Raw genomic sequence first — 20,194 nt, 5'->3', positions numbered from 1 at the left:
CCAATGTAAGCCCAGCAACTCCTTCTCCATAACCTTTTACCTATAAAGTATTTTAACGCTACATAACGGCGTATAAAGCAAATTGTATCATTTTAAATGTTATAAGTAAAAAACCTTCTTATTTGTGTTAACAAATAAGAAGGTTTTTATAACTTTTAACATATATACTACACTTATACTACAGTAATTTTCTTATGTAAAGTGTAGTATTATATTGCATAAACCTAGTAATATCAAGGCTTACTACTTAGTATTCACCCTGTCACGGAACTCCTTACCAGCCTTAAATACTGGAACTTTTGAAGCAGGTATTTGGATAGTTTCCTTTGTTCTTGGATTTCTTCCTTCTCTAGCTGCTCTTTCTCTAGTTTCGAAAGTTCCAAAGCCAACTAATTGAACCTTTTCACCATTTTCTAATGCTTCTTGAACGCTGTCAATGAAAGATTTTAATGCAACTTCTGCATCTTTCTTAGTTAACTTACTCTTCTCAGCCATGCTTGAGATTAATTCTGCTTTATTCACTTTTACATCCTCCTTAGATCTCTTATGGTATGTTTTATAGTACCAGTTTAAGATTTTATGTACTATAATCTACATTAACATATTATATAACCACTTTTTTATATAGTCTATAGTAAATTACTTATTTCACAATGTAAATATAATATGGTAATGATTGCTCACTCATGCTATATATTCTTCATAAAAGGGAAATTTCCTTCTTTGCCCTTAGTTTTTTTCATCTTTTTTTGCTTCATTCCACAAAATATCCATTTCTTCGAGAGACATATCGGATAAATTTTGTCCTTTTTCGGATGCTATTTTTTCTATATAAGAGAACCTTTTTATAAACTTTTCTGTAGTAAAAGTTAATGCAAGTTCCCCCTCTACACCAAGGAATCTAGCTACGTTCACACAGGCAAACAGTAAATCTCCAACCTCTTCTACTATCTTTGCCCTATTTTCTCCATTATATACCTCTTTTATTTCATTTAGTTCTTCTTCTACCTTTAGCATAGCGTCTTCTACTCTATCCCAATCAAATCCAACCTTTTTAGCTTTACTTTGGACCTTTGCTGCCCTTATTGTTGCTGGTAGTGATTTGGCAATAGAATTCAGTTCTTCTGTAATACTTTCAAATCCCTTTTCTTTTTTCTTGATATCTTCCCACTTCTCCAAAACTTCCACTGATGTATCTATTGATTCATTTCCAAAAACATGAGGATGTCTATTTATCATTTTTTCGCATATACCTTGAATTACATCATTCATGTTAAAATAACCATCATCTTTAGCTATAGATGAATGAAATACTACTTGAAGTAGTACATCACCTAATTCTTCAATCATTCCAGCATCATCCTCTTTGTCGATTGCATCTATAACTTCATAACTTTCTTCTATTAGCGCTTTCTTTAAACTTTCATGAGTTTGCTCCCTATCCCAAGGACAACCATCCTCACTTCTTAATTTATCTATTATACTGATTAAATCATAAAAATCCTTCTTATTATCCAAATCCTTAGGAACATATATAGACGTTAGATAATCTATATCTTCCTGCATATCAATTTCATATAGAGGCATTTTCCTGATACTTTCCTGACCTTTTATACCGGCAGCTCTAACAAAGTAAACTTCAGTGTCGTCATTAAACTCTTCTTGAAGTTTAAGCTTTACCTCTGAAGCAATAAATTGATTATATACTTGAGTTATTATAATTCCCGATCTCTTGTCTAATACTTGGTTTCCTATATCAAAGGCATCAACTACTTTAAGACCTTCAACTGGGTCTATTTCTAGAGCCTCCATCATAACATCAATAAAGCTAACAGCAGGCAAAATCTCATAACATATATCATTTTCTTTACATAAGTTAATAAGATTCACCACTGACTTCTCTGCAACTAAAGGATGCCCTGGAACACCATAAGTGATGTCATTAAACTTTCTATGCTGCTCTATTAAATCCACTGCTATACTTTCATACACTTGATCAAATGTAGTAGAATTCTCATAAGCTGAATCATAGGTATTAAATTTTATGCCCTCTTCAACTAAGAATTGGACTGTTGGATGTTTTTCTGTTCTAAGAAATACATTGTCGCTATTTTTTAATTGTTTAACTGCTCCCAAAGTTAATGCTTCCTCAGAACCAGGTCCCAAACCAATTATCTTAATCATGTTATTTCTCCTTTTATCTATGTCTTTTTAAAAATCTGCTTTTTATATAATCATACTTAAACACACCAAATACTACTATTAGCAATACATATATAATAATACCCAAAAAAACAGAAATCAAGCAAGCTATTCCATTACTGGCCGTTTTATTAAGTATACCTAGATATGTTAATAACACAGCGATCATCATAACTGCAGAAGCTCCTATAGGCTTTATTACCGCTGCCCCATAATCTATACTAACCCTAAGCTTTATATGCAGATATATAAGATTAAGCATAGATGCCGCTATATAAGCTAATATTGATGCTATAACTGCGCCATATATATTAAGCCACGAAACTGGTATAAGGTATACCGTTAATACAACCTTAATAAAGCATCCAATGAGAAGATTTACAACTGGAGCTGCATAAGATCCTGTTGACTGAAGTATAGCCGTAGTGGTTTGAGCCATGATTATAAAAGGAATCGAAAAAGATAAGTACTTAAGAATCTCGTACCCCTCTGATCTCCCAGGAAATATAAGCATCATAACTGGGCCAGCAAGAAAATATAACCCTAAGGTACATGGAATAGCTATAACCATAGACATTCTTATTGCCGAATCCACCTTTGACTGAACCTCTCTTATATTCTTTAAAATATAGTTCTCTGCAATTATTGGTATAAGAGAAGTACTTAAGGCTACTGATAATGTAAGTGGTATATTAACTATTACTGAAGCTTTACCAGTCAATTGAGCGTATAGTATAGTAGCTTGTCTATAATCAAAACCTGCATTTAATAGCTGTCTTGGTACTAATATAGAGTCAATTAAACTAGCTACAGTACCAACAGCTCCTCCTAAAGATATAGGGATAGCTATTCTTATTAGCTGGGCAAGAAGTTTATCATTCGATTTAACCTTTCTAACACCAAAGGATTTCTTAACCTTCAAGTACTTCACAATTAAGTAAATACCGCCTAAAAACCCTCCAGCTGCGGCTCCAAAAGCAGCTCCTCCTGCAGAGTACTCAATTCCATATGGCAGAAATAAAACTGCCAACCCAACACCAACTATTACTCTTCCTATTTGCTCAATTATCTGAGAAATAGCCGATGGACTCATATTTTGTAATCCTTGAAAAAAACCTCTAAAAGCAGTCATAAGAGATATACATAAAGGTGCAAATGCTACTCCAATGATTGAATAGTAAGACTTTGTATCCCACTTTAAAGCAGTCATTATTGGTTTTGCTCCAAAGAATAAGAATAACGACATGCCTGTCCCTAAAATTAGCATTAAAATAAATGATTCTTTCATTGTTTGGAATGATGTATCTAAGTCTCCAATAGCATTACTTTCAGAAACCATTTTAGATACTGCCACAGGAATCCCTGCTGCTATAGCAACATAAAACATGTACAGCGGGTAAGTCATTTGATAATAACCAATTCCCTCATCTCCTATAAGCATTATTAAAGGCCATCGGAAGAATATTCCTAAAAACCTTGTAAATATGCCGGCAACACCGAGTATTATACTTCCTTTTATAAGCGATTGTTTTTTCATAAAATACCTCCAAATTATTTAACTACTTAATCTTTATTGTCAATTTGGAGGTATTATTACAGAATCTTATATGTATATTGAATAAATATTTATTAACCAGTCAATAATTAGAATGGTTTTGGGATGCAAGTCTTAGGTTCACTATTGTTCCATTTGTTTTCCTAAGAACGCGGATGCTGTTTCAGCAAGCTTGGTTTCTAAGTCTCCAAACTTTTCTCCAGCTTGTTTTGTCAATATTATAACAGCTCCAATTGCATCCCCCTCTGATATTATTGGAGATATTACCTGGCATGAATACTTATCTTCAGCTGTATCTTCATTGTATAGCGGAATAACTTTCGCACCTGTTAGACCTAAACAAACAGTCTTTCTATCTTCCATTATCTTCTCTAATTCATTGCTTATCTTTTTTTCTACAAAGTCTTTCTTTGATGCACCACTTACTGATATAAACGTATCTTTGTCAGCTATTAAAACGATATGTCCAATAGCCTGTTGGAGGCTCTCTGCATATTCTTTTGAGAAATCAGTTAATTCTCCAATTGGAGAATATTTTTTTAGAATAACTCCACCCTCTCTATCTGTAAAAATTTCTAAAGGATCTCCTTCTCTTATTCTCAAAGTTCTTCTTATCTCTTTTGGTATAACTACTCTACCTAAATCATCAATACGTCTAACAATACCTGTAGCTTTCATTTTATAGTTACCTCCTTATATATCTTTCACTTAAAACCTTCCTTATTATTATTTTTCAGAATAGAAATTTTATACATGCTTTGGCTATAATTATCTTTTTGTACAACATGAATCCAATAAAGTAAAAACTCACATGAATTAAAATACATAAATTCATGTGAGTTTTATTATTTGAATATTAATAAATATTATTCTTATTATAGCTTATCTTCATATGTCTCAACTTTTAAATCTTTTTTCCATTGATCATATTTAGCCTTAAATAACTCATTCTTCTTATTTGTTTCTAAAGTTTGTTTAATAGTATCCTTAACAGCTGATAACTCTTGAGTCTTTGATGATGATTGAATTCCAGCAACCTTTATTATATGCCATCCATATTGAGTTTTAACTGGTCCTGAGATTTCTCCTTCTTTAAGCTTCTTTGCAGCTGTTAAGAAGTCTTTATCAAAGTTTTGAGCATCATAAGCAACATATCCTAAGCTTCCACCTTGATCTTTTGTACCGTCAGTACCATACTTAGCTGCTAAATCTTCAAATTTTGCTCCTTTATCCAATTCAGCTTTTATTGACTTTGCTTTATCTTCGCTATCAACAAGTATATGGAACATATTAGCACCAGGTTGTTGAGTGTACTGAGCCTTATTTTCATTATAATATTTTTGTATATCTGCATCAGTAATACTTAAATCTTTAAATACTGTTTTATTAAGAATTGTATCAATCTTTATTTGAGTACCTAAGTATTCTTTTAAGGAATCCACAGTAAAGTTAGCAGACTTTAATGCATTATTAAACTCATCATCAGTTTTATAAACCTTCTTAACATCTGAAAGTTTATCTGCTACTTGTTTATCTAAATCAGTTTTAGAAGGAAGCACGTTGGATTTTTCTCCTTCTTTCAAAATTACCTTTTCTTGTACCATTGATTCAAGTTGAGTCTTTCTTTGATCCTTTAAGGCAGCTTTTCCATCAGTGCTTTTTTCCAGGTCATTGCCATATTGTTTCTTTAATTGATCTATAGCGCTCTTTATCTTTTCATCAACTTGGCCAAGTGTAATTTTCTCACCATTAACCTTCGCTACAGCAGTCTTACTTACAGCCTCTGGAGTTTTTTGTATCATCTTACACCCTGATAGTGATAAACCAATCACACCAATCAAGGCTATTGAAACTAATTTCTTTATGTTCTTCAAATTTCTTACCTCACTTTTCTTTAAATTGTATCCCCTTTACAACCAAATTTAATAGACATAAATTAGTATATCAATTTACAACATCAATTTCAATTTATATTACTTAAATTTATTTTTTTATTACCAATAAATAGTTTCTTTATTTAACTTGGTTATATAAGGATAAAGCCTATTTACTAATTTGTTTATTTAGGTTATCTAACATATTTTTAAGCGTAGGAAGTATATCCTCTCTTTTGGTATCCTTCAACTTATACCCAAAGGATGGTTTATCTCCCATTCTAATTATTATATTATTTTTATATTGTTCCAACAATTGCTTAAATATATCCTTTTTAACTCTATCTCTACTCTGGAATTGGAACAATACTTCTCCCTGCTTCTCTTTAACATCTTCTATGCCTAAGTTTCTAGCCTTACTCTTAATATAAGCTATATCCATTAGATTATAAACCGGTTCCGGTATCTCTGAGAATCTATCCTCAAGCTCTTCTTTAACATCCATATAATCTTCTATGCTTTCTATAGCTGCTATCTTTTTATAGACTTCTATCTTCTGCAACTCATCCTCAATATATCTAGAGTCAATAAAAGCATCTACCTTTATATCAATTGAAGTTTCTACAGGTTCCTGCTCTATCTCACCCTTTATAATTTTAATTGTATCTTCCAACATCCTACAATACAAATCATACCCAACTGAAGCCATATGACCGTGTTGAGCTGATCCCATCATATTACCGGCACCTCTTATTTCAAGATCTCTCATGGCTATTTTAAAACCAGATCCTAGTTCAGTAAAATCCTTAAGCGCTCTCAACCTTTTTTCAGCTACTTCAGTCAATATTTTATCCTTTTTATATACAAAATACGCATATGCTATCCTATTACTTCTACCTACTCTTCCTCTTAATTGATAGAGCTGAGATAATCCCATTTTATCAGAATCATATACTATGATTGTATTTACATTAGGTATATCTATACCTGTCTCAATTATTGTAGTACAAATAAGCACATTAGACTCATTATTCATAAATGATATCATTTCATTCTCTAGCTGTCTTTCTGTCATCTGCCCATGAATAACAGTAGTTTTACACTCAGGCACCAGATTTTGAATATAGTCAGACATTTCCATAATACTTTCAACTCTATTATATACAAAGAAAACTTGACCACCTCTATTTATTTCTCTCAAAATAGCATCTCTAATTAGTTGGTCATTTTGTTCTACCACATAAGTTTGTATAGGATATCTTTCTTCAGGGGGAGTTTCAATAACAGATATATCTCTCACCCCAGTAAGAGACATGTGTAATGTTCTAGGTATAGGCGTAGCACTTAAAGTAAGGACATCAACGTTTCTTTTTATATTTTTTATTTTCTCTTTTTGAGCAACTCCAAATCTCTGTTCTTCGTCTACGATTAGAAGCCCCAAATCTTTAAATTGAATATCTTTAGAAACTAGTCTATGAGTACCTACCAATATATCCACATTTCCTTCTTTTACTGCTTGCAAAGTTTCCTTCTGCTGTTTTGAAGTCCTAAATCTAGATACCATATCAATCTTTATAGGAAAATCAGAAAATCTCTTAATCATATTATTATAGTGCTGATCTGCTAATATAGTGGTTGGAACAAGTAAAGCAACCTGCTTGCCATCCATAACTGCTTTAAAAGCTGCTCTTAATGCAACTTCAGTTTTTCCATATCCAACATCTCCACATAACAATCTATCCATTATCTTGTCGGACTCCATATCGCTCTTTATATCTTCTAATGCAGTTAATTGATCTGGAGTCTCCTCATAAGGGAACTCCTCCTCAAATTGATTCTGCCATTGAGTATCTATAGTAAACTTATGGCCTTTTAATGTAGATCTTGTTGCATATAACTTAACTAAGTCTTGTGCTATTTCATTAATAGATTTCTTTACCTTGGCTTTAGCTTTCTGCCATTCACTGGATCCAAGCTTATTAATCTTCGGCGCCTTACCTTCAGTACCAATATATTTCTGAACTAAGTCTAATTGATCTACAGGAACATATAGTTTATCACCTTTCGCATACTCAATATCCAAGTAATCTCGCTTATGTCCACTGACATCTATTTGTTTAATTCCTTTATATACTCCGATACCATGATTTGCGTGAACTACATAGTCTCCTAGTTTAAGTTCAGCAAAACTTTTTATCTTAGATACACCCTTCTGCTTGGTTGCTTTTCTTGAAGATTTCCTTTTAGCTTCTCCAAAAACCTCCTTATCAGATATTACACATATTTTCATATCTGTATATTCAAAACCTTTTAGCTGATTTCCAAAGGTTATTACAACTTCACCAAATTGTATATCATTAACTACATCCTTATAAACGCTTTCAATATCCCTATCTCTTAAAGTATCTACAAGTCTTTCCCCTCTTGGCCTAGTTCCTGATAATATTACTGTCTTATAGCCTTTTTTCTTTTTCTCCTTAATATCATCTATTAGCATATCTATCTTTCCTTGATAGTTATGTAATGTAAGCTGAGAAAAAGCTACTGTATCGTAAGTATGAATAAATTCACTATTCTTAGTAAATGGACTTACTGTTATAATCCTAGAAGAATTAAACTTCTCGCTTAAGGCATCTTTGCCTAATATCAAGTTTGCCTGAGATGGTAATATATCTCCCCTTTGCAAAAATGAGGTGTAGTTTTCTTCAAATTCATATATTACACTATCAAGTTTTCCATTACACCTTTGATCATCATCCATAATCATAATATAATCTTTAAAATAATCAAAAAACGAAGAAGGTTTATCGAAGAAAAGCGGCAAATAGCTCTCAATAGTTTCAAAGGACCATGACTCCCTAAGATTCTCTACGTTAGATTTAATTACCGATGATATCCTTGAAATGATATCTTTTTCGCTGTTATCTCTGGATTTTATAAAACTTGATAGTTCATCATTAATTTTCACTATAGACTTTTGTATAGTATCATCATCTAGGATTATTTCTTTAGCTGGAAAAACCTCAACTTCTTTCACTTTATCTATACTTCTTTGGCTTTCAATATTAAAAAACCTTATAGAGTCAATCTCATCACCAAATAGCTCTATTCTATACGGAAGCGCAGTATTAGGAGGATATATATCCATGATACCTCCTCTTACTGAAAATTGACCCTTACCGTCAACTATATCCATTCTTTCATATCCGCACTCAATTAAATTCTTAGAGAATTCTTTAAAGTTAATTTCATCTCCCACTTTTATTTTAAAAGTATGACTTATATACAATTCCTTTGGCGTGTAAATGGTAGCGAAACTTTCAACGGATACAATTACTATCTTTTTTTTCTTATCCAAAATTTCTTTAAGTACTTTTAATCTAGCCCACCTTAAATCTCCAGAAACGGCATCAATGTTATAGAAAACAATTTCTTTTGAAGGAAAGTAATAGACATCCGTAGTATATAATGACAAATCCTCATATAAATTTTTTGCTTCTACATCATTATGCGTAATTACAACTATAGACCTATCATTATTTTCAAAAATACCATTTATTAAATATCCTTTTCCAGACTCAGATACACCAGATATAGAAAATGGGTACTTATCCTTATCTATATTTGATTTAACCTTCTGAAAGTTAGGATTAATTGTCAATGGCTCCATAAGGCCATTTAATCTCATAGAAACACCACCCATAAAACATTATTATTCTGCTTTAAATCCATTAAACTTGTTCATCGCCTCATTTATACTATCTTTTATCATAACTTCAACAGCTTGAACAACAGCTGGTAACGTTTTTTCTAACACTTTATTTTCTTCACTACTAAACTTTCCTAATACATGAGAGACCAAGTCGTGTTTAGGTTGTCCCACTCCTACTTTTATTCGTGGAAACTCATCCGTCGCTAAGTTACTAATTATACTTTTTATACCATTATGTCCTCCTGCGCTACCTTTGGCTCTTATTCTTAACTTTCCCACTTCTAAACTTATGTCATCATATATTACAATTACTTCATCATTATTCAACTTATAAAAATTCACTAATTCTCTTATACTTTCTCCACTCAAATTCATATATGTAGTTGGCTTCAACAGAATAACTTTATTATTGTTTATAAATCCTTCTCCATATACACCTTTAAATTTTTCCCTATTTATTTCTATATTATACTTATTTGCAATATAATTAATGGCATCAAATCCTATATTATGCCTAGTATTAACATACTCCTGACCTGGATTACCAAGCCCTACAACTAAATACATACCCATACCTCCGTAGATTAGATTGCGGTTCAAAACGATATATAGATGTACCACTTTACAAAAAAATTTATATTTTCGAATCGAAGTGATACATCTTTATCTATATAATACAAATTAAAAATAAAAAATGCAACAAAGCATGCGTTAGCTATAATTATAGCCAGCATGCTTCACATCACATCTTCTGAGAAAGCTTCATAGATACATCTTTAGTATCGTTTCCTCTTAGAACCTTACAAGATATAGTATCTCCAATATTATGTGATTTAATTATACCATCTATCTCATCTAATGTTTTTATCTTCTTTCCATCCATCTCTATGATGATATCAGAAGATTTTAACCCTGCAAGATCTGCACTTCCCTTTGGTACTACACTCTGTACATAAACACCTTCAATGTCCTTATTTTGCTTTTTAGTAAAGTTCCAACCTTTAAACCCTAACCCTACAAGCTTTACCTCATAATCACTAATTATTGAATCAATAATCTTTTTAGCATCTTCAATATTTAATGCAATACTTAACCCTGGAGATGAGTATTTATTAGTCAAAGGTACGCTATTTATCCCTACAACTTCCCCATATACATTGGTTAATACTCCCCCGTTATTTTCTTTATTTATTATCGCATTAGTTTGAATTGTTCTAAAAGACTGTTTTTCTGATCCTTGAGCTTTAGCACCATCTACCCTTATATTGGTAGATGTAACTATACCAGTAGTTACAATACCTATATAATCATCTCCTATAGAATTGCCTAAGGCTATTACCTTATTACCTTCTCTGATATCTGAAGAATCGGATATCTTTACACAGGGCAATTTATCTGCATCTATCTTTAAAACAACAAGATCGCTACCAGCATCATAACCTATAACTTTTGCTTCTTCAACTTTAATACCTAGTCCGGCTCTCTTCACGAATATTTTCTCGTACGCCGCTATAGAACTAAAATTAGTTACTATGTACCCATTTTCCTTAAATATTAATCCTGTTGCATTTGTGGTGCTGTTTATATTAAAATTATCCTCTTTGTTACTTAAACTTACTATGGAAGGAGAGACCTTTGAAACTATATTACTTATTTGTCCATCGTCAGAATCAATAGAACTATCCTTATTTTCTACTATCTGAAATATAGTTCTATTATTGTCCTTAAGTCTTAGCCCATACTTTACTTGAACAATATAAGCACCAGATATAGCTCCAGCTACTGAGGCTACTAATATTATAACTATACCTTTTGTTAATCTTCGTATAGTACTTCTTCTTTTATTCTCTTTAAATCTTATCATTCCTTCTAAACTATCAGTGTTATCCTTTTTTAGTGCTTTCTTATCAACGCGTATAGTTTTATCCTCCTTCTCCATGTAGCACCTCCTACGGTATTAAAACCATACAATATTACACTTTTTTAAGAGAAAATGTGAAAATGACGCCTTTATCTCCAGTTTTATTTTCTACCCAAATGTCTTCACCATGCAACGAAAGTATATGTCTTACTATAGGTAACCCTAAACCAGTACTTACTTTATTGGTTCTGGATTTATCTGATTTATAAAACCTATCCCAAATATAAGTTTTTTCTTTCTCTGTTAATGTTGCTCCATCATTGTACACACTAATTAAGGCTTTGTTTCCTTTTGATCTAGTAGATATCTTTACATTTCCATTTTCATTGCAGTATTTAATTGCATTATCGATAAGATTATTTACTACCTGGATTAATCTATCTCTATCTCCTGCTACATACAAATTCTGACCTTCCAACACCACATCTACCTTTAGTCTCTTTTCTTTTATCTTCTGCTCCAAACTTATAGTACAGTGTCTAATAATCTCATTAATATTTATCTCACTAACATTTAGCTTAAGCTTACCAGCCTCCATTGCTGATAAGTCAAGAAGATCGTTTATCAGTCTAGTAAGTCTCTGAATTTCTTCATAGACTACACCTAAATAATATTTTTCTTTCTCAAGTGGAATAATTCCATCTAGTATACCAGCTATAAATCCTTTGATTGAGGTTATTGGCGATCTAAGTTCATGTGAAACATTTGATATAAATTCCCTTCTGTTCTTTTCTACTTCTTCTAAGGATTCTGCCATTGTATTAAAAGAATCTGCCAATTCTCCTATCTCATCCTTAGAACGTATGTATACCCTATTTTCTATATCACCTTTAGCTAACCTCTTGGCAGCGGTATTTATCTTAGCAAGGGGAATTATAAGCAATCTATCACAAACATAGTATATTATTATACTTGATATCACTAGAGCAACTAGTATTGAAACCCATATTATTGTATAAACTTGTTTAAGCTGACCTTTTATCTGCTCTAAGGGCGTAGTCATAACAATAGAACCAATAAAAGTATCACCATACATTATAGGTTTATAATATACATATTGAGAATCCCCGAAAGCTCTGTTTTTCCCATTCCTATCCTCAATAGACTTTCCTGACTTCAAATCTTCTATATTCTTACTATCTATAATCTGAGTTCTAAGAAGACTCTGTTTTGATTCACTAGAAGAAATAGCTACTCCTCTGTAGTCAGTAACTACTATATCTGCCCCTATGGATAAACTTACATAGTTTGCTACAGAGCTTAGATCCTCTAGCTGGCTATTTCCATTATATACATTTATTCTTTCCTTTGAAATCAAAGCAGCTTGAAGATCTAATTGTTGCTTTCTCTGATTAAAGTGATAGTTTTCAAACCAAACAGATAATACTATAGCTATAACAACCAGACAGGTAGCTATTATTAGAGTGAAAGTCATTAAAAGCTTAGAAACTAAGCTATTTTTTTTCATCTACTTCACCTCAAACTTATATCCTACTCCCCATACGGTTTCAAGCTGCCAGTTAGAACCTCCATGTAGTTTTTCTCTCAGTCTTTTGACATGAACATCAACTGTTCTTGAATCTCCAGGATAGTCATACCCCCATACCTCGCAAAGTAATTGTTCTCTTGTAAAAACCCTATTTTTATTAGATGCAAGATAATATAATAATTCAAACTCTTTAGGAGGCATTTTTATTTCATTATTCTTATAAACAACATTATACGAGTTGGCATCTACTACTAGTTCAGAGAAATATAAGGTTTCTTTATTACTTGAATCAACATTATACCTTCTCAATACTGCCTTTACTCTAGCAATCATTTCCTTTGGCTCAAATGGTTTTACAATGTAATCATCTGCACCTAGCTCAAGTGCAAGTACTTTATCAAAAGTTTCACCTTTTGCAGTAAGCATTACAACTGGAGTCTCATGTTCTTTTCTTATCCACTTTAAAACGTCTATACCATCTATATGTGGTAGCATCATGTCTAAAAGTACTAAATCCGGTTTGTAATCTAAAAAGATTTCTTCAGCAATTCTACCGTTGTTAGCAACCTTCGTATCATAATTAGCACTCTGTAAATACATTTTTATTACTTCGCATATATTTTCATCATCATCAACAATGAGTATCTTTCCTAGCAATCCATCCATAAATAACACTCCTCATTTCTTTATATATTAAATTTAACATACTTAGACTATTATTTTATATACCTTTTCAAAAAAGTTACAAATTATTCACCTCAATCGCGTTTATTAAACTTGTTTTTGGTAAAAAAATAAAGATGTACCAAGTCAATCCGAAAAATATTTTCAAAACTTTTATAGCTTTTATGAGCTAATCTTAAAAATACAACTTTCATCATGAAATGGCACATCTGTACTATCAATATAAATGTATATTAATTTATTATGTATAAGTTTATTTTAGCCTTCAAATAACTTACTTAGTGGTTTATCATCATATATTCTATTTATAGCTTCTGCAATAAGCGGAGCTACTGACAATGATTTAAACTTATGTAGATCTTCTCTTTCAGGAAGCGCTATGGTATTTAACATAACTAGTTCCTCTATAGCTGAATTATTAATCCTCTCAAATGCAGGACCTGAAAGAACCCCGTGAGTACAACAAGCATAAACATTAGTTGCTCCTAGATCTTTAAGTGCATTGGCTGCATTTGCTATTGTTCCAGCAGTATCAATCATATCATCTATAAGTATACATACTTTTCCTTCAACTTCTCCTATTATGTTCATTATTTCAGAAACATTAGCCTTAGGTCTTCTCTTATCTATTATTGCTATAGGTGCGTGTAATCTATCTGCAAATTTTCTCGCTCTAGTTACACTACCTAAATCTGGTGATACTACAACTACATCATCTCTATCACCTAGTCCCTTTTCGATAAAGTACTTAGAAAGTATTGGAGCTCCCATTAAGTGATCAACTGGAATATTAAAGTAACCTTGAATTTGTGCTGCATGTAAATCCATAGTCAAGACTCTCTCTGCCCCAGCAGCAGTAAGCAAGTCCGCTACTAACTTTGCTGTTATAGGATCTCTTGATTTTGCTTTTCTATCCTGTCTAGCATATCCGTAATAAGGAATAACAGCAGTTATTCTACCTGCAGAAGCTCTCTTAAATGCATCAATCATTATAAGAAGTTCCATAAGGTTATTATTAACTGGGGCACTTGTTGATTGAACTAAAAATACATCAGCACCTCTAACAGTTTCTCCAATATCTACTGAAATTTCTCCATCACTAAATGTACCTACTTTAGCAATACCTACAGGCAAGCCTAAGATACTTGCTATTTCGTGAGCCAATTGTGGATGTGAGTTTCCAGTGAATATTTTAATGTTCTTTCCATGAGTTATCATATTGTGAAGACCTCCTTAAAATTTAGGGTAGCAGTAAAAACTATTTTTTTAGTCCTTTCTTATCTACCCATCCAGCTATATTGGTTTGCTTAGCTCTAGCTATTGCAAGACTTCCTTCCGGAACTTCTTTAGTTATTGTGGAGCCAGCAGCTATATAAGTATTATCTTTAACTTCCACCGGAGACACCAAATTAGTATTACATCCTATAAAGGCGTTATCCCCAATGATAGTTTTATGCTTATCTTTTCCATCATAATTTACTACAACAGTTCCGCATCCAAAATTACAGTTTTTGCCTACCTCTGCGTCTCCTATATATGTCAAATGAGAAACCTTTGTATTATCATCTATAGTTGACTTTTTAATCTCTACAAAATCACCTATTCTTACGTTATTTCCAATCTTGCTTTCAGGTCTAATATATGCAAAAGGACCTACTGTAGTTTCATTACCAACTATACTATCTATTATTACAGAAGATTGTATCTCTACGTCATTACCTATTGTACTATTGTTAATCCTTGAGTTTGGATATAGAACACAGTTTTCCCCTATGATAGTATGACCTTCTAAATAATTTCCTGGATAAATAATAGTATCCTGGCCTATAACTACATCAATTCCTATATAAGTACCGTTTGGATCTATTATTGTAACTCCGTTATCCATATGATATCTATTTATCTTATCTCTAAGTATCTTTTCTACTGTAGCTAGTTCTACTCTAGAATTTACACCTATAGTTTGCTCAAATTCAGTTATAACAGCTCCAATTTTTTTATCTTCATCTTTAAATATACCAATCACATCTGTCAAGTAATACTCACCTTGAGCATTATTATTTGATAATTTATCTAGTGCATCTACTAAACTCTTTATATCGAAACAATACATTCCTGCATTTATCTCATTAATTTTTAGTTCCTCAGCACTACAATCCTTGTGTTCCACTATCTTTTCAACATCATTATTGCTTCTTACAATTCTTCCGTATCCAGTTGGATTGTCTATAAGTGATGTTAGTAGAGTAGCTGAATTTTTGTCATTTATGTGTGTATCTATAAGCTTTTTCACAGTTTCGCTAGTTATTAACGGGGCATCTCCTGTAAAAATTGCTACAACCCCTTCTTTATCATTCAAAAATTCTTTTGAGCACTTAACCGCATGCCCAGTGCCTAACTGCTCTTCTTGTAGTGAATAGGATACATTCCTATCTGCAGTTTTCTCTCTTACTAATTCAGCACCTTTTCCTATTACGACGTTTATGTCATCAATTTCTGCATTTCTAATGGTATCAATAACATGGTTAACCATCTCTTTGCCTACAACCTTATGCAATACCTTGGGTAAGGTTGACTTTATCCTTTTCCCTTGTCCAGCTGCTAATATTATAGCACATTTATACATCAAATCACCTCTTTATGAGTTATATAAATCTAATAGTATATATTATTAATTTAATATCTCAAGCTTAACGCCTATTATATTATATTTTAAATGCCCCTGCATTTCAACTTTTTGTGAAAAATGAATTAACATATAACCGCAAAACAAAAAAGTTGCTGAAGCGACCTTCTTCAGTAACTTTTTTGTTTTGCGCATTTGCCTTTCCGAATGTACATGAGGAAAATCTGGCAGGCGAATATGATTTATTTTTTACTGTTTACCCTAAATAGCTGTTCTAAGTTCTTGAGATCACTAGGTTTAACTAGAATTTTTTTATAATTTCCTATACAGTAAAAAGTTACTGAAGCGACCTTCTTCAGTAACTTTTCTTTGCGCATCTGCCTTTCCGAATGTATATGAGGAAAATCTGGCAGGCGAATATGATTTATTTTTTGCTGTTTAACCTAAATAGCTATTCTAAGTTCTTGACATCACTAGATTTAACTAGAAGAAAATTTATACTTTCATAAACAGAAATAAAAGGAAGTAGTAACTTCCCTTTATCCATATTACTCAGCATCTTCAGTATCTGATTCTAATGCCTTTTCATATTCAGTTAAAATAGCTTCTTGAATTTTTTCTCTAGTATCAGTATTTATTGGATGGGCTATGTCTTTAAATTCTCCATCTGGAGTCTTTCTGCTTGGCATAGCAATAAATAGACCATTTTGACCTTCTATAACCTTAATATCATGAACTACGAATTCATTATCAAAAGTTACAGAAACTATTGCCTTCATTTTTCCCTCAGCAGCTATCTTTCTGATTCTAACGTCTGTGATTTGCACTTCACTACACCTCCAGTTGCTTTATTGATTTATAAATTCTCTAAAAATTACTGAATTCCTCTTTTTTTAATTAAATTTTTTGAAAATTTTTTATTATCCTTTAAATTATATATTTTATATAATATCTAAAAGCATATTAATATTATTAACTGTTATTGAAATAATGCTGACGGGTTCATTATTACATCTCCACTTTCCTCTACACCCTTTAGCTCAGCTATTGCAACATAATTGTTAATGAGCTTCTTATTAGCCCCTACGTTGTCAACTAATACACCTATGCCGATAAGATTGCTATCAAATTCCTTCAAAAGGTCTGTAATACCTTTAGCAGTTCCTCCACCCTTCATAAAATCATCTATAAATATACACTTACTCCCATTTCTTAGTGATCTTTTTGATAATGACATTTGCTGAAGTCTTCCTGATGAACCAGAAACATAATTTATAGTTACAGTCGGACCTTCGGTAACTTTACTATCCCTTCTAGCAATAACAAGCTGTACTCCAAGATATCTTGCTACCTCATAAGCTAAAGGTATTCCTTTAGTCTCTACCGTAACAACATAATCAACCTCATCTTTATTGAAAAATGAAGACAAAATCAGTCCAGCTGTACTTATAATCTGAGGATTGTACATAACATCAGTCATATAAATAAAATTACCAGGAACTACTCTGTTAGTATCTTTTAACATTTCACATAATTTATTAGCAAAGTCTTTCTTAGCAGCTTCTCCTATTTCTGCTATATACTTTATGCCTCCAGCTGCACCAGATATTGTTTCAATTCTTCCCATATCCATCTTTTCTAACAATTCTCTTACTATAACAATATCTTCACTTATAGTCGACTTAGCCGCATTTAATAACTCTGAAAAAGTATTTAAACCGATTACTTTATTAGGATTTTCTATTAAATATTTAGTTATAGCCGCAATTCTACCATTTCTACTTATCTTTTCCACTATATCACCTACATCATAAACTTTACGAATTATACATATAAAAATATAATCTATTATTCATATTGTATTCAATATTATATCCATAATCAATCTTTTTAACCACTTTATTATAGTTTTACAACCATATAGTTAATTTTATTGTAATTTTTAGCTATTAGATGTACTATTAATAGTTCGTTTTTTTGAAATTAATACATATACTATTAATCTTTCTATTAAATTCTAATATAATATATAATATATAATATAGTAAAATGTAGGTAGTTTAGATTTATAGGCACCATTATAACTACCTACCAGTAAAAAATGGTGAGAATTAAGCAAATCCTAATTATAAGACACTACTATTAAATACATTACTAAATTGTAAGCTTGAAGCGATAATTTCCAAAGGAAGGTAAAAACATGAATATTTTTCAGCAAATTCCATCTCATGAACTAAAAAGTGGAATGATAGTAGCTAAAGATTTTACTATTAATAACTTGACATTGTTAACTAAAGGCACTGAAATAACTGAAAATATAGCTGAAAAAATAAAGCTTAATTTTCCCCTTTCAGACATAGTAATTTATTCAGAAACAAACCCAAATAATGCACTATTATTTGAGAATAGAAATTCTATTAAAATTAGCAACATTGAAAAATCGTTTGATAAAATGTCCGAGATTGCGGAAAACATCTTTGATTCCATAAAAAATACAGATAAGTTTAATATGTCTGAAGTAAGATGTATTTCTGACAGCATAATGGAACAACTAACCGAAACAGGATTAGTGATAAGAAATATAATTGATGAAAGAAATGAAGATAAATACCTCACACGACATTGCGTCAATGTAGCAACAATTAGCTCACTAATTGGCAGGTGGCTTCAGCTCCCAAAAAAAGAACTTATATTTTTGACATATGCGGCATTGCTACACGACATAGGAAAGATTAAGATAAATCCTAGAATTCTAAATAAAAAATCGAAGCTTACTGAAGATGAAATTAATCTTTGTAGAACTCATTCAACTTTAGGATATGATATTGCTAAAAAGGTTCCTTACATAGATCAATCGATCCTATTTGGAATACTATTCCATCACGAAAGAGAAGATGGTACAGGCTATCCACTTAAAATAAAAGGCCCCCAAATCCCTAAGTTTGCAAAGATAATAGCAATCGCAGATATATTTGATGCCATGACCTCTAATAGGGTATATAAAAATAAACTATGCGCTCTTGATGTGTTGGAAGAAATAAAGTGTGAAATATTCGGGAAACTTGATCCTATAATAGGAACTATATTTATAGATAATATATTAAACTACTATATAGGAGAACTAGTAGTTCTCAACAATGGAAAAATAGGGAAGGTAGTAAAAATAGATTCAAATTCCATTACACGTCCTTTGCTATCACTAGAAGGTAATTTAGTCAACTTGATTAATGAATCTACTCTTAGAATAGTAGACTTAATATAGATGTAAAGGACTCAACTATTATTTCTGAAATATAGTTGAGTCCTTTATTTTATCTTATAGGTTCTCCGTTGAGATTCTGGTATTGAGGGATATTCTTTGCATTCCCCTTATTATCCTTATCTTTATGAAGCTTTTGTCTTCTCTTTCCATCATCAGTTACATTATTTCTTATTTTATTTGACATCATTCATCCTCTCCTTTCGTAATTATCTTTTACAGTGAAAAACTTTTTATTCCTAAATTCATTACCTTTAAATTGTTATCCTATTGCAGTAATCGTATATATTGCCTTTATAAATCAGTTCTTTATCTGGGATATCTGTCAAGTCATCAACTTTAATAAGCTCCACTTCCTTTTTAAAGTCATATATGTTCCCGTTGACAAGAATTTGAGAAACGAACTGGGTACAAAAATAATGATTTTTTCTCTTTACTGGTTTATTAAAAAGCACACCAAACAGTCCAACAAAATTATATCTTAACTCATATTTCCTATTTACAAACTTGTCTACTTCTTCTTTAACTAATTTATATTGTTCTTCAGAAATTTTCATTTTATATACTATACATTCACTATTTCTAAATATTTTATATACACCTTCATAAATATTTTCTTCTACAAATCCACCTGAAAAAGGGTTTTTGGGATTTGTTCTCCCAAAAGAATACATCTTAGTTAAGGAACCATCCATACTTAGAGAAGAATGTGCATATTTATTTTTTGTAATTAAATATATTATTCTCGAAAGCCATGTTCCTGTCTTTGAAAAGATCAAATATATGTATTTATCCTCCATAACCCTATCTCTAACTCCCCTTTTATAACATCTTTATTGAGCTTATACTCAAATATTGCCTTGTCTTTATAA

The 20,194-nt window shown here is 31.6% G+C and carries 17 protein-coding genes; 1 reads left to right on the top strand and 16 read right to left on the bottom strand.

Translation table 11 applies throughout. The features are described 5' to 3' along the window. Positions 1-243: 243 nt before the first annotated feature. The 14 genes from GXK57_RS01720 to purR form a co-directional block, all read right to left on the bottom strand. Positions 244-576 (bottom strand): HU family DNA-binding protein, encoded by a 333-nt coding sequence (locus tag GXK57_RS01720; RefSeq protein WP_160670591.1) that lies wholly within the window; start codon positions 574-576, stop codon positions 244-246. Between the two features lie 153 nt (positions 577-729). Continuing rightward, positions 730-2,184 (bottom strand): nucleoside triphosphate pyrophosphohydrolase, encoded by a 1,455-nt coding sequence (mazG, locus tag GXK57_RS01715; RefSeq protein WP_160670494.1) that lies wholly within the window; start codon positions 2,182-2,184, stop codon positions 730-732. 13 nt (positions 2,185-2,197) lie between these two features. Then, positions 2,198-3,739: a polysaccharide biosynthesis protein gene (locus tag GXK57_RS01710; RefSeq protein WP_160670491.1), complete on the bottom strand. Its 1,542-nt coding sequence runs from the start codon at positions 3,737-3,739 to the stop codon at positions 2,198-2,200. Positions 3,740-3,880: 141 nt separating this feature from the next. Beyond that, entirely contained in the window at positions 3,881-4,435 is a 555-nt protein-coding gene (spoVT, locus tag GXK57_RS01705) for a stage V sporulation protein T (RefSeq protein WP_160670488.1), read from the bottom strand. A 197-nt stretch (positions 4,436-4,632) separates the two neighbouring features. After that, positions 4,633-5,631, bottom strand: coding sequence for a peptidylprolyl isomerase (locus GXK57_RS01700; RefSeq protein ID WP_160670485.1), 999 nt, complete (start codon positions 5,629-5,631; stop codon positions 4,633-4,635). A 169-nt stretch (positions 5,632-5,800) separates the two neighbouring features. Then, positions 5,801-9,319, bottom strand: coding sequence for a transcription-repair coupling factor (gene mfd / locus GXK57_RS01695; RefSeq protein ID WP_160670482.1), 3,519 nt, complete (start codon positions 9,317-9,319; stop codon positions 5,801-5,803). Positions 9,320-9,343: 24 nt separating this feature from the next. Further along, positions 9,344-9,910: an aminoacyl-tRNA hydrolase gene (gene pth / locus GXK57_RS01690; protein WP_160670479.1), complete on the bottom strand. Its 567-nt coding sequence runs from the start codon at positions 9,908-9,910 to the stop codon at positions 9,344-9,346. A 175-nt stretch (positions 9,911-10,085) separates the two neighbouring features. Further along, entirely contained in the window at positions 10,086-11,282 is a 1,197-nt protein-coding gene (locus GXK57_RS01685) for a S1C family serine protease (RefSeq protein ID WP_160670476.1), read from the bottom strand. 34 nt (positions 11,283-11,316) lie between these two features. Next, on the bottom strand, positions 11,317-12,732 hold the full coding sequence (locus tag GXK57_RS01680) for a HAMP domain-containing sensor histidine kinase (RefSeq protein ID WP_160670473.1): 1,416 nt from the start codon (positions 12,730-12,732) through the stop codon (positions 11,317-11,319). Beyond that, positions 12,733-13,419 carry a response regulator transcription factor gene (locus GXK57_RS01675; RefSeq protein WP_128211180.1) on the bottom strand — a complete coding sequence of 229 codons (687 nt, stop codon included), beginning with the start codon at positions 13,417-13,419 and terminating at the stop codon, positions 12,733-12,735. 276 nt (positions 13,420-13,695) lie between these two features. Further along, entirely contained in the window at positions 13,696-14,655 is a 960-nt protein-coding gene (locus GXK57_RS01670; protein ID WP_128211179.1) for a ribose-phosphate diphosphokinase, read from the bottom strand. A 40-nt stretch (positions 14,656-14,695) separates the two neighbouring features. After that, positions 14,696-16,063, bottom strand: a complete 1,368-nt coding sequence (gene glmU, locus GXK57_RS01665; RefSeq protein WP_160670470.1) for a bifunctional UDP-N-acetylglucosamine diphosphorylase/glucosamine-1-phosphate N-acetyltransferase GlmU — start codon at positions 16,061-16,063, stop codon at positions 14,696-14,698. Between the two features lie 548 nt (positions 16,064-16,611). Next, on the bottom strand, positions 16,612-16,890 hold the full coding sequence (spoVG, locus tag GXK57_RS01660; RefSeq protein ID WP_128211177.1) for a septation regulator SpoVG: 279 nt from the start codon (positions 16,888-16,890) through the stop codon (positions 16,612-16,614). Positions 16,891-17,042: 152 nt separating this feature from the next. Continuing rightward, positions 17,043-17,858: a pur operon repressor gene (purR, locus tag GXK57_RS01655; protein WP_160670467.1), complete on the bottom strand. Its 816-nt coding sequence runs from the start codon at positions 17,856-17,858 to the stop codon at positions 17,043-17,045. 405 nt (positions 17,859-18,263) lie between these two features. Between purR and GXK57_RS01650 the strand changes: the two genes are divergently transcribed. Continuing rightward, positions 18,264-19,325, top strand: coding sequence for an HD-GYP domain-containing protein (locus GXK57_RS01650; RefSeq protein WP_160670464.1), 1,062 nt, complete (start codon positions 18,264-18,266; stop codon positions 19,323-19,325). A 49-nt stretch (positions 19,326-19,374) separates the two neighbouring features. Here the strand turns inward: GXK57_RS01650 and GXK57_RS26320 are convergent, their stop codons facing one another. Both GXK57_RS26320 and GXK57_RS01645 read right to left on the bottom strand, forming a co-directional pair. Beyond that, positions 19,375-19,509, bottom strand: a complete 135-nt coding sequence (locus tag GXK57_RS26320; protein WP_279285473.1) for a clostri-philic family protein — start codon at positions 19,507-19,509, stop codon at positions 19,375-19,377. A 67-nt stretch (positions 19,510-19,576) separates the two neighbouring features. Continuing rightward, positions 19,577-20,122 (bottom strand): hypothetical protein, encoded by a 546-nt coding sequence (locus GXK57_RS01645; protein WP_160670462.1) that lies wholly within the window; start codon positions 20,120-20,122, stop codon positions 19,577-19,579. Positions 20,123-20,194: the final 72 nt, after the last annotated feature.

Source organism: Clostridium sp. C8-1-8 (assembly GCF_009928445.1).
Taxonomy (GTDB): domain Bacteria; phylum Bacillota; class Clostridia; order Clostridiales; family Clostridiaceae; genus Clostridium_AR.
Note: the sequence above shows the minus strand (reverse complement) of the source record. Positions and strands in the feature narration are given on the sequence as shown.

Bases quoted from the DNA above. Each gene is read 5' to 3' on its own strand.
- mazG (WP_160670494.1), bottom strand. From the start codon at position 2,184: ATGATTAAGATAATTGGTTTGGGACCTGGTTCTGAGGAAGCATTAACT.
- GXK57_RS01710 (WP_160670491.1), bottom strand. From the start codon at position 3,739: ATGAAAAAACAATCGCTTATAAAAGGAAGTATAATACTCGGTGTTGCC.
- spoVT (WP_160670488.1), bottom strand. From the start codon at position 4,435: ATGAAAGCTACAGGTATTGTTAGACGTATTGATGATTTAGGTAGAGTA.
- mfd (WP_160670482.1), bottom strand. From the start codon at position 9,319: ATGAGATTAAATGGCCTTATGGAGCCATTGACAATTAATCCTAACTTT.
- pth (WP_160670479.1), bottom strand. From the start codon at position 9,910: ATGTATTTAGTTGTAGGGCTTGGTAATCCAGGTCAGGAGTATGTTAAT.
- GXK57_RS01685 (WP_160670476.1), bottom strand. From the start codon at position 11,282: ATGGAGAAGGAGGATAAAACTATACGCGTTGATAAGAAAGCACTAAAA.
- GXK57_RS01680 (WP_160670473.1), bottom strand. From the start codon at position 12,732: ATGAAAAAAAATAGCTTAGTTTCTAAGCTTTTAATGACTTTCACTCTA.
- GXK57_RS01675 (WP_128211180.1), bottom strand. From the start codon at position 13,419: ATGGATGGATTGCTAGGAAAGATACTCATTGTTGATGATGATGAAAAT.
- GXK57_RS01670 (WP_128211179.1), bottom strand. From the start codon at position 14,655: ATGATAACTCATGGAAAGAACATTAAAATATTCACTGGAAACTCACAT.
- glmU (WP_160670470.1), bottom strand. From the start codon at position 16,063: ATGTATAAATGTGCTATAATATTAGCAGCTGGACAAGGGAAAAGGATA.
- GXK57_RS01650 (WP_160670464.1), top strand. From the start codon at position 18,264: ATGAATATTTTTCAGCAAATTCCATCTCATGAACTAAAAAGTGGAATG.
- GXK57_RS26320 (WP_279285473.1), bottom strand. From the start codon at position 19,509: ATGTCAAATAAAATAAGAAATAATGTAACTGATGATGGAAAGAGAAGA.
- GXK57_RS01645 (WP_160670462.1), bottom strand. From the start codon at position 20,122: ATGGAGGATAAATACATATATTTGATCTTTTCAAAGACAGGAACATGG.